The 11,187-nt window shown below is 51.7% G+C and carries 10 protein-coding genes; 6 read left to right on the top strand and 4 right to left on the bottom strand.

Annotated features, from left to right (window positions below):
- The first annotated feature begins 2 nt into the window (after positions 1–2).
- The 3 genes from LPW11_RS09860 to LPW11_RS09870 all read left to right on the top strand — a co-directional run bounded on the left by LPW11_RS09860 (position 3) and on the right by LPW11_RS09870 (position 4,536).
- A complete protein-coding gene (locus LPW11_RS09860) occupies positions 3–1,013 on the top strand; it encodes a PGN_0703 family putative restriction endonuclease (RefSeq protein ID WP_230997950.1) in 1,011 nt (336 codons plus the stop codon).
- Between the two features lie 152 nt (positions 1,014–1,165).
- Entirely contained in the window at positions 1,166–2,602 is a 1,437-nt protein-coding gene (locus tag LPW11_RS09865; protein WP_230997951.1) for a DUF262 domain-containing protein, read from the top strand.
- Positions 2,593–4,536 carry a DUF262 domain-containing protein gene (locus LPW11_RS09870; RefSeq protein WP_230997952.1) on the top strand — a complete coding sequence of 648 codons (1,944 nt, stop codon included), beginning with the start codon at positions 2,593–2,595 and terminating at the stop codon, positions 4,534–4,536. The genes LPW11_RS09865 and LPW11_RS09870 overlap by 10 nt, the downstream gene beginning before the upstream one ends.
- A 95-nt stretch (positions 4,537–4,631) precedes the next feature.
- Here the strand turns inward: LPW11_RS09870 and LPW11_RS09875 are convergent, their stop codons facing one another.
- The 4 genes from LPW11_RS09875 to LPW11_RS09890 form a co-directional block, all read right to left on the bottom strand.
- Positions 4,632–5,045: a hypothetical protein gene (locus LPW11_RS09875; protein ID WP_230997953.1), complete on the bottom strand. Its 414-nt coding sequence runs from the start codon at positions 5,043–5,045 to the stop codon at positions 4,632–4,634.
- Between the two features lie 226 nt (positions 5,046–5,271).
- Positions 5,272–5,793, bottom strand: coding sequence for a hypothetical protein (locus tag LPW11_RS09880; protein WP_230997954.1), 522 nt, complete (start codon positions 5,791–5,793; stop codon positions 5,272–5,274).
- A 94-nt stretch (positions 5,794–5,887) separates the two neighbouring features.
- Positions 5,888–6,343: a hypothetical protein gene (locus tag LPW11_RS09885; RefSeq protein ID WP_230997955.1), complete on the bottom strand. Its 456-nt coding sequence runs from the start codon at positions 6,341–6,343 to the stop codon at positions 5,888–5,890.
- Positions 6,343–6,675 (bottom strand): HNH endonuclease, encoded by a 333-nt coding sequence (locus tag LPW11_RS09890; protein WP_230997956.1) that lies wholly within the window; start codon positions 6,673–6,675, stop codon positions 6,343–6,345. Before LPW11_RS09890 ends, LPW11_RS09885 begins: the two co-directional genes overlap by 1 nt.
- 323 nt (positions 6,676–6,998) lie before the next feature.
- On the opposite strand from LPW11_RS09890, the gene LPW11_RS09895 reads away from it, so the two are divergent.
- The 3 genes from LPW11_RS09895 (at position 6,999) to LPW11_RS09905 (ending at position 11,089) form a co-directional block, all read left to right on the top strand.
- Positions 6,999–7,244, top strand: a complete 246-nt coding sequence (locus LPW11_RS09895) for a helix-turn-helix domain-containing protein (RefSeq protein WP_230997957.1) — start codon at positions 6,999–7,001, stop codon at positions 7,242–7,244.
- Between the two features lie 871 nt (positions 7,245–8,115).
- Positions 8,116–9,378, top strand: coding sequence for a site-specific integrase (locus LPW11_RS09900; protein ID WP_230997958.1), 1,263 nt, complete (start codon positions 8,116–8,118; stop codon positions 9,376–9,378).
- Positions 9,341–11,089 carry a hypothetical protein gene (locus tag LPW11_RS09905; RefSeq protein ID WP_230997959.1) on the top strand — a complete coding sequence of 583 codons (1,749 nt, stop codon included), beginning with the start codon at positions 9,341–9,343 and terminating at the stop codon, positions 11,087–11,089. Before LPW11_RS09900 ends, LPW11_RS09905 begins: the two co-directional genes overlap by 38 nt.
- The last annotated feature ends 98 nt before the right edge of the window (positions 11,090–11,187 follow it).

The raw sequence follows: 11,187 nt of genomic DNA on the forward strand, positions 1-11,187 counted from the left end.
ATATGAGAGTTTTGAAAAGGGATGGCAAAACATACCGCCTCCCCAGTGCGTTGAATCAATTCCAGGAGCAGCTTTATGTCCATCTGATAGATTGGAAGCGGAGGAATATCACCGAGTCCTCCGGCACATCTCGAGGTATCACTTACGATGCTATTCTTCCGAACTACCTCATAGATCAGCGGCCCTTGATCTACGCCGGTATCAAGATCGCCATGGAGGAGCACCTCCAACGGTTTCCCTTTCGCATACACAAGTACTTCAACCACATGGCGAGTTCGCAGGCGGCAAACATCAACCTATTTTTACCGATCTTGCGGCACTCACGAGCATCAGCGATTCTTGGTGCTATCAAACCTGATTTCAAAACACTAGCAACTGAGTATCTGGACCATGGCTATCGCATAGAGTTCTGGGATGAGCCGTCTGGCTGCCTGGGCGACAAGAACGATGTCGCGGGCACGGATTCCGATCTCGCGATCGCTTATTACGACCAGGATGGCGTGCTTTGCCTCTGGCTTATCGAGCACAAGCTCACGGAGAAGGAATTCACACAATGTGGCGGTTGCAAAAGCAAGGGCCGACAGGGCAGGCACGACTGCGGAAAATCCTTTCAGGAACTCGTCGGAAACCCCTCCACCTGTTACTACCATGATCCAAAAGGGTTCAACTATTGGAAAATCACTACGAACAATCTGGAGTTCTTCCCAAACCATGCAGAGGACACCAGTTGTCCTTTTCGAGGGGGAATGAATCAGTTGTGGCGCAACCAACTGCTAGCCCTCGCCATTGAGCAGGACGATCGCCAACCGTATAAGAAGACAGCTTTCTCTGTCGTGCGACATCCCCGAAATCATGCACTTGACAGGACAATTGGAGACTTCGAACATCTCATCGCCGGCAACCAAAGGTTCACTACGTTCACATCGGCTGACGTTATCGCTGCTGCAGCGGCCCATGCAGACGACAGCCTGCGGACTTGGATCAGCTGGTATAGAAGTCTCTACGACATTTGAGGCCATACCCTCAGACGACAGAAATAACGAGAGTCGTTAAAGGGTGCCTGTGTTTTAGCGCGCCAGGGGGCGGAAAAGGCTGCATAGCCGCGGTAGAGGCCAAGGCAGGACGCTACCTATGGCCCCACTTGCATGAGTTCGCGAGGGTTTGGATGACCCAAAATGCAAAGGTGAAGGTGCTCTGCTTTACAGAGCTTTTTACGTCGGTTGCCTTACCGATAGCCCTAGACGTGTACCAGCGTCCATATGTCTGGGGCCCAGACAAGGTGAAGCAGCTCCTCGATGACCTCAAGCAGCATTTCAGGCAGCATGCCGCCCCCGACTACTATCTCGGCTCCATTCTGCTGCACGAAAACCGGCAGCAAAAAAAGCTATTCATCATTGATGGTCAACAGCGTTTGACTTCGCTCGCGGTGCTTTATCACACGTGTACGAGGTGTCTGCCCCCAAAGCTAAAATTTACCTACGGTTCTCCGGACTCAGCCCGCAACATAAAGCAGACGCAAGCTGAGTGCGCTTTGGTGCACAAGTCGTTTACTTCCGACATATTTCAACGAATAAGCTTTACGGTCATAACCGTTACCGAAGAAGATCTCGCATTCACTTTTTTTGACACGCAGAATAATCGGGGGATGCCGCTCGATGCCACGGATCTGCTGAAAGCCTACCACCTGCGCGCAGTTACAGGCGACAGCCGCGACGAGTTACAAACTGAGTGTGCCAAGCGATGGGAGCGGCTGCAGCTGGGGGGACAAAAATTCGGGTGTGCTACTGACTTTGCTCCATTGCTATTCCAGCAGTACTTGTGGCGAGCGCGCCGCTGGACTGGGCAAAAAAAGCTAGCACGTGAAACTCACAACGCGATTATGACCGAATTTCAGCACACGGCGGTGGCTCCGGAAGCGCCTGAGCGACTGGCTCTCTACCCGTCACAACTCAATAGCCGTCACGCTAGCCTAGTGCTCGATCTGGAGCGCCCCGTCGGTTACCGCCTCACGCCCCATCTCGTGCAGAAAAAACATAGCTCAGCTCAATTGCCTTTTGTCATACGGCAGCCGATTTCCAAAGGAATCGGCTTTTTCCTGTATGCCGACAAATACTCCGCGCTCATAACTGAACTGATGGACTCGCACAGCGAAGACCCAGCAATTCTCGATTTTCTAGATTTCTACCAGAAAGTCATCGCCAAACTGTCAATTTATCTTAGGGAACTTTTCCTGCTCGCCAGCGTCATGTTCATTGATAAGTTCGGCAAACGACAGTTGCTGCAGTTCGCACTTTGGCTTGACTACTCGTTGGGTGCTATTCGTCTCCTCAAACACTACATATTCAGAGAGGCGCCACTGATTTACCTGCGTGACTCCTCCCACAACTTACTTGATGTGATCTCCGGAGCCTTTCTGCCCGACCAGGTTATCGAATTTCTGCGACGAGACGAGTCTGCTGGAGAGGTTTACGCAACTGAGCGTATCGAGGCAGGGATTGGGGTTCAGGGCGCCTATAAACAGCGGGTACTTGACTACTATGGGAAACGGGACAGCCTCAAGCATAAAGCTCTCTGGATCGAGGAGAAACAACCGTGGCCATAACTTCAAGACTGATGAGCCTTCAGGAAATAGTCGCTGCGAGATACTCCTTTCAGGTACCGATATATCAGCGCCTCTATGTTTGGGAAGAAGAGCAGGTGAAGACCCTGCTGGAAGATTTGCTGATGGCGTATCACGAACAGAAAGATATCTTCTATCTCGGTGGCACTCTGCTGGTGGAGAGGGGACGGAGCGGCAAGGGCAGGTGCTTTGACGTGATTGACGGGCAGCAGCGGCTGACTACGCTGTGGATGATGAGCGTCGTTTGGCAACAGGAGCTGAAGCCTTTCTTACATCGAAAGGAGCGAGGCATACCGTCTAACCGCATCACGTTCCCCATTCGCAAGGAGGTAAACAAATTTTTCGAGAATCGTATTGCGGGAGCTTCGGTGACCGCGATTGATAATAAGCAGATAATTGATGCCTTGGCGCTGATTAAGTCGTTTTTTCAGGATGAGGCTCACGGCGTCAGCGCGAAATTGTTTACACGTTTCATCTATCGGAATGTGAAAATGGTGCTCACTCGGGTGCCAGAACGTACCGACCTCAACAAGTTGTTTGAGGTCATTAACGACCGAGGCCAGCAACTGCAGCACCAAGATATCCTGAAGGCGCGCCTCCTGCGGTTCATACCCGACCCACGAGAGCGTCAGCGCTATGCTCAGATGTGGGACGCCTGCTCTTGTATGGGCGGCTATGTCGAGAAGAACCTGAAGGACATAACGGGATTGAAGGTGGCCGAACTCTTCAACAATAGAGCGAGCAGAACTGATCAGGAAAAGCTGGCCAAGGCAAGTGAGGTGCTGCATGCGCTTTCCCGCCGTCAGACAGAGTCCATGGGAACGAAGACCCGGACGCTGAGGGCAATCCTTCAGGCGAGGTCGGATGAGGAACAGGATGGCGAAACTGCTGACGATGTAGAAAGGTATGAAGCGGACGACGTGCGTAGCATTATTGGGTTTCCATTGCTACTACAACACACGCTGCGGATCTGGTTGCAGACGCATGATAAGCCGGATCTGCCGAAAATACTTGATAAGCAGCTGTTGTCATTATTCCACAAGCATTTCCTGCGCAACGCGATGCGCGCTCACGTAACATCGTTCATCGAGCTTCTGTGGGAGATTCGCTACTGCTTCGACAAATACGTCATAAAGTGGAGTCGACAGGACCAACACGTGGTGTGCAAGCTGCGCCTGAGCCCCACAACCTCTCGCGGAAAAACATATTACAGCCTCGTGCGTGATGAGCCTGAGTCGACTGAGGGGTTTACCCTCCTGCAGGGCATGCTGTACCACTCGCAGCAACTAACCACCCATTATTGGCTGACCCCCCTGCTTGCCTATATCCACCGCCATCCTGGCAGCGACCACTTCGCCTTCTTGCGCCACTTGGACAATCATCTACTCTGCACTAACACTGAGAAGTTATTACCTGAGCGCACTCACGGTTTCCTGCAGACGCCCTGGAAAAAAAACACTCTCGACCATTCATTGCTATTCGAAGCAAAAGGCACAGCCTTCCCTCACTACTGGTTTTACAAGCTGGAGTTCATCCTTTGGGATCGGCGACGGGCTGTGATGAAGGACCAGCGCTGGGAGAATTTCCGCATCACAGCGAAGAATTCCATTGAACACATCTCTCCACAAATGCCGCAGGTTGTCGACACCAATCAGGTTTCTGACGACCAACGTGACCGCTTCGGAAACTTAGGTCTCGTAACACAAAGCATTAACTCCGAGTACAGCAACAGGCCCTTCAACGAGAAAAGACAACGCTTCCACAACCTCAACGCTGTGCGCCTCGATTCGCTTAAGATGGCACTGATCTACCGCCACGATAAGTGGAATGATGCGCTGGCTGCTGCACATGAAAAGGAAATGATAGACCTCATTGCTGATTATCTGGGTACTGATTTTTCGAGTGGGCATGCCTGAGATCGGCACAGCGACTTCCTAACCATGACTGAACCTGTGACAGATCCCATGACGTATGGTGGTGCGCCGTATCCGGCCCCAGCTGCACCCACCTGTCATTCGGCCTCTGGACTACTGCTCTCCGATGCATTCTCCACTGCACGACTGGCCTCTTCCAAGAGAACCACATATTCATCTGTAACGTCTTTCTCCTCGGTGAAGCCTTTTATCCTCGTCCATTGATGCCAGACCCACTCCCCATCAATGTCATATCCCGGCGCGCCTACTAACTGGTATACCCGTCCAGATTTCGTTACTGCATAGCTTCTACACGGATCGAAGCTGACGATCGCGCTGCTGACCCTGCCCGAATTTCCTCCAACTGAATACCCAACGAAGTGCCTTTCTCTCCTCTCCCTGTCCAGAACCTCTAAAACCCTCCAGCGTATCAGGACGACCTCAGGCTCTTCCAAAACACCAGGCGGCAACCAGATACCGAGATAGCCTCCATGATCATCAGCTGTGCCCATCTCTCGCTCCCTTTTATAAGGACCTTCGCTTAAAGCCTATCCGGCAAGTCCAGTAGTTCGTCTTGTTTGGTGTCCAGGCTCCATCGCATTAAGGTCCCCGTACATCACTCTGCGGCCCACCTACTACAACGGCACGGGAACCCTAAGCTGCTTTTGACCTCGTTATTTACGAAGACCTGTGACGCATCCAGACATACCAAGCCGCCTCTCGCCCACCTGTCGAAGGTCATACTCGGATTACGTCTGGCAGATCCTGCCCCACGAACTTGATCTCGTACACTTCCCACTCTCCTACCCCACCGCTATCGAGTGCTTTGTGCCATGCTTGCCGCGCCGTACTGACACAGCGAACGAGGCAGGAGTGTCTTATCCCGCTGACGAGCCATACTCCGTAGGTACCGTCGTCAGGATGGTTGTCGATTTCGGAGGAGTGCGGCGCCCAAGGGAGATTATCCTCACCGTAGACCACTATCGTTGCCTCACGTTCCTGCTGGTATTGCGCGTCACCAGGCAATATCTCTTCCTCACTGCATTCAAATTGGAGCCCGTACTCTCGGTATTCCAACACCTCCGTAGCGACCGATCGTGTTACCGCTTCAGCGACTTCCTTAACCCGGGCAGTGAGGACGGTAGCCAGTTTTTTGCCGTCGACTTCTGGGTTTACCACAACTCGCAATAGAGGGCGGACACGCTTGCCGGTAACGGAGATAACCTTTTTACCGGGGTGGGTCAAATTCCAATTCTTCAATTCTTCCTCCAATTGCATCCAGAGTTACCGAGATAGTGCCGTCAGGCCCTAATGCGTTTGCCTCCCGAAGGGATTCAGCTTCAGTCGAAGCTCCTTAGCCCAAGACTTTTGCCAGATCTATCATCAATAGCGATTCAAAATGGCACTGGACGTCCCTTCGAATCTTCATGCTGTGTGCATGTACACAGAGCCCTTCTTTATCCCTCCTGCCCCTGAACTCCCCCTCGAAGCGTATGATAGAGGCAAGAGCGGGACTCAAGAGTCCAGCGAATGTAGAATCAACATCGTTGAGTTCCTTGTCGGATTTACCACCCCGGATTCTTGCCCAGATGTCCACTAACATTCTGGCGCACGCGACGAACACATAATCCGGAACAGCGCGAACATGCGTCTCCCATTCGTTAACTCTGGATCCCGGGACGGGGGTGCTTCCAGGGCCTTCTGCATGCGTGGCAATATGCTCCCCCATCTGCTTTTGGCTAAACCCCAGAGCTTGCCGAATACCCCGGATGTCCAAGGGCGTAATCTCCACTGCCGTTCGTTCCGCCATTAATGTTCTCCTTGTGTGGAGTCAGCCAGCAGGGCCCAAATCTCCATTAGCTCCTTGCGCTTTCGTTCGTACTCCTCGGTTATCCGCTGTCGAGCAACTTCAAAAGCGAGAGTGCTCATCGTCTTTCTTGCCCTCCGAAGCTTTGCATGCAATTCGAGGTGTAGCGGGACTGGAATGCACATCAGATTCTCCGCACGGTTGTTTCCTGGATCGAGGTCGCGGTGGTGAATCCGGCAATTGATCGGTACCTTCTTTCCATGAACCCTCTCCCAAATCAGGATATGCTCTGCTTTAGATCGGTACTTACGTAAATAGGGATCGTAGATCTGCAAAAAGTAATACCCCCTGTTATTTCGATACCTTTTGGCTGCATCCCACGCCGGACTTTCTGCTGAAATATCCAGTGGGTGCTGCGGAGTCGACTCAACAAGATGCTGTTGGAGAGTACCCGCCTCCTGTTCGCCTCCAGGACTCATTGAAACCCTCATCTTTTGCCTGTCACGCCACGGCACGCTTGCATGGCCTGAGTCGTACGTGGATAAGCGCCCTCGCGAATAGGCCCACCTGTAGTATATCGTACTCTAATTTTTTGAATACTATAGTACGAAGACTCCCGTTTTTTTTAACTGTAAGGTGCCCGCAAGGAGGACTGCGTGTGAGGCCCGAACAGGCATTTGGCTCGGTATTGCGCGATTTACGTCACAAGAAGGCCTTGTCCCAAGAGAAGTTAGCCCTGGAGGCGAACATGGAAAGGGCTTACATCTCTATGTTAGAACGAGGCCTGCGGCAACCAACCCTGTCGACGATTCTGAAGCTTAGCCCTGTCTTGGGTGTTTCCGCGGCCACGATGGTTGAACTCGTAGAAAAATTGATCGCCGCAGAATCCGACGTAAACCCTTAAGCGACAAAATCCTCCCAAGACGTCCTGCCCGCGTTGTAGCCCTCCTTCTTGGTGAAGGCGTCGTACATTGTGATATCTGATGATACGGACTGGTCAAGTGAGACTTTGGGTTGCCAAAGTTAGCCTTATCGCCACCGACGGAATCCCCCCCCGCTGTTTTCCGACCTACAACAAGCCTCATCAACATTTCTCCTGCCCATGCCGGAGTACCTAGTGGGCGCGAACATATGCTCATCAACCCACTGCATTTCAACTGAATTCTTCATAGCTCACGACATTCCACACAGGAATAAAAGCGGCCCAGTAAGGCGGGTCTTACAACACTCCTCCTATGCCCCGAGTCAACTAATTAAGGCGTGAGTTCCTTAAACTCGCTACGAAATGAAACGGTAACGAAAATGATTTGCAATACCATAGATACCAAATTTGGTAATAAACCCCAGATGTTAGGCGGCCTGACCTTGGAAGAATTTCCTTGACACCGTGAGACCGCTGTCATAAATTCCCGCCAAAGGAGCGCATACTGCACAATCACTTGCATGGAGGTCCTCTAATGGCCGAGGTTAATGTACATGGACGAAGCAAGAGATTGGGCCTTCGACAAGGCTTGTAAAGGGGGGGTGAGCCTTAATACCCTACGATATCTCATGTGGCAGCTGTACAGATACGCCTGTTGGTTAGAACAGCGGCAGATGGACTGGCGACTTTTTGATGCGAAGGAGTCGAACGCGGTATATGCACGGTTGCTGAAGGACTTGACTGAGGCTGTCAGGACCACTCAACAGCGAGCGCTCGCACCTGAACTGTGACTGCCTTCTGTCTCTACTGTAAAAAAATTTTCTTCACTAACGGAAGTGGCGGAGATTTTCCAATGGCTCAACTTGAATACATCAATTATGTCCCTCACCGCGCAGTCGTACTTGCGCAGCGGGTCGAATGGTTACGGGACTTCACCCATCCGCTTTCTGGGTTGCCGCAAATTTTCTGGAGTGACGGTACCCCGTGGGCAGAGGCAAACCATTGGGCATTGGATAAGGCAAGAAGCGGGGACGTGAAGCTTAAGACGGTGCAAAGCTTGATGAAGCACCTGCACCAGTATGCGTCTTGGATCGAGGAGGGGTCGATGGACTGGCGGCATTTCCCCATGCGCAAGTCCGATCGCGTGCTCGTTGTGTTTCGTGGGGCACTGGTTGCTGCACGGAATGCAGGACACCTCAGACCTTCAACAGCGACCGCTCGAATGCGCGCGGTAATTCAATTTTACCGCCACTGTAACCTTCACAATTTTGTCACACGAGGTGCGCCTATGTGGAAAGACAAGTTGATCGTTATGCGCTACTACGATTCATGTGGCTTTGAACGTACTATGGGGGTCTTAAGTACCGACCTCTCGATCCCTAATCGCGCACGGCCGGGCGTACGATTGGAAGGAGGCCTCCTCCCGATAAGTGCCAGTGAAATGAATGAACTCCTCAAATTCACTTCGGAAAATGTGTGTGAAGAACTGCATCTAATTTTGATGACAGGGTTCTTCACTGGTGCCAGGCTCGAAACAATCACGACTCTGCGCGTAGAAAGTCTAGAGACGGCAAGCACTGATCCTCTGGTCCCTGGTATGTGGAAGATACGAGTTGGGCCCGGCACTGTTGTGGCAACGAAAGGGGATGTCTCAGGCTCAATACTAGTGGCGGACCAACTAATGCGGAGGCTAATGCAGTATGCGTACTCCTCTCACCGCATCAAGCGGGTAGAGAAGGCCGCCAAGGAAGACAAGTCGCGCCTTTTCTTGACCCGCTTTAGCAATCCGTACGGCCACAGTGCCATCAGTAGAGGAATGACAGAGCTTCGCCGCATCGCCTCACAGCATGCGTTGAAGTTTATGAAAAACTTTCGGTTTCATCAAAGTAGGGCGACCTTTGGCACCTGGCTTATGTCAATACTCTTAGGAGTTCCTGGCATAAAGGTGAAAACGGCAATAGAATTTGTGCGGGATGCGATGTTACACGCACGGGAAGCGGATACCATGCGCTACATTACCTTCCTTGAGCATACGAGGGCAAAGATTGAAATAGCGAATGCATTTTCCGAGGCTTTCCTTGGCATTGCAAGTCGGCTCGGCGATCGCAATGCATAACCTCCTTCTGCCTGACCTCACATTCCCTGATGTGTCTTTGGGCCGCAATGAGACCCCTTGGAACTTGCTGTCCCTCCTGTTCAAGGGAGGAGCAGCAACAAATGTAGGTAAAGTAGCAGAGCGTATTCGTGCAGGATCACTAGGCTCACCACTCCTCGAAAGGATAAGTCTGGTGCAGAAAATTCATGAGGAGATTTCTTCAGCCCTGGCTAGCGGAGGGAGTAAAGAAACTGCGAAGACCCAAATCGAAAGAGCTCGAGCTTTTTTCTCATGGGTCGATCGCTCGGCATCTCTTCTCAGTGTTGAAACAGTAGAGAGCAACTTTTTGCAGTGGACTGATTATCTCTTGCACCGTGTCCGAGTTGTCAAGGACATCCAGCACAGATCTGCATATAAAGGTGCGATGGTAGTAGGCGATTTACTAGATAAGGTACTAGAGCGAAGAGTACCAATCATTTCCAACACAAGGCTTTTTCCCGAACGACGCAAGCATAAAATCCGTGGGATACAGGCTGATAAGCAGAATCTTACTGAAACGTTTATGTTTGGCCATGCATTACTCGACATTGTAGACAGCTTGAATGTCAATGCAATCTGGGGACCATTGCCGTTGCGTATTAGGCTACGAACCGGGCAGGAGTTGGAAGAGTGGTCAGGGCTAATGCAGCCGAGGCCTCACTGGGCCCATCCAACAAATTCTAAAGAACGGTTTCATCAGATGCGTCGTCTCAGTAATCGTGCCCGCTACGAAAACGAAGCTACCTTCGGCACCCGATATCGGCTCATAAACCTACGCATTGAGGCAGAGTTACTCTTATTTATAGGGGTGACTGGGATGAATCTCGCCCAAGCCCACCGGCTCAAGGTACGACACTACAGCTACCGAAGCACTATGGCTGGCTACGAGGTTCGTGATTACAAGAATCGCCGCCAAGGGGAAGTCTTGTTCAACATATACAGTGAGTATAAGGCGGTCTTCGAACGCTACCTTGAGTGGCGGAAGGTAATTTTTGAGGGGCATTCTGAGGAACTACTGTTTCCCCTCCTTAGAACGCGGGGGCGCGCAGAGGACATGCGGCCGCATTTTAATCGGGTACGGGATACATGCAAGAAACTGAGGCTCCCCTTTATTCCGCCAAGCAGACTTCGCAACACACAGGTCAATTGGATGCTCCGGCGTTCTAACGATGCTGATTTAACTTCTGAGCTTGCACAGCATACCAAGGAGACGTTGTTAGACGTTTACGAGGAACCAAGTTTGCAAAGAGCGGTAGTAGAGGTCGCCAGATTCTGGCAGAGTCGCGACCCTGCTCTACCGTCTCCTGCACCTGGCGTTTGCAACGGAGTCCCGGCTCCAATAGTTGATATTCCACCGGAAGCCCCGCAACCTGACTGCATTAGACCAACAGGTTGCCTATGGTGCGAATACCATCGCGACATCGATAGCCTAGACTATGTGTGGTCATTAGCGAGCATGCGTCATCTGAAGATTTTGTCCCTTAAGGGCTTCCTCCCTTCAGATCGAGGCAAGGACACAAAGGGGGCACGCATGATCGAGATGGCCATTGAACGTTTAACTGCTAAATTGCGCTGGTTTAGGCAGTCTAACGAGCTCCGGCGGAAATGGGTGATTGAGGTGCTTCTACGTATTGATGAGGCCCACTACCATCCCCATTGGTACTATTTGATAGCGGCTCTTGAAGGGGAGTGATTTATGGTAACACGGAATCAGCTTGGGCTTGCGATTGATGTACCCTTTGTTACTACAACATGCCGGAGTTACAGACCACCGAGTTGGCCGCCGCCACG

Origin of the sequence: Geomonas sp. RF6 (genome assembly GCF_021044625.1) — a bacterium.
GTDB lineage: Bacteria > Desulfobacterota > Desulfuromonadia > Geobacterales > Geobacteraceae > RF6.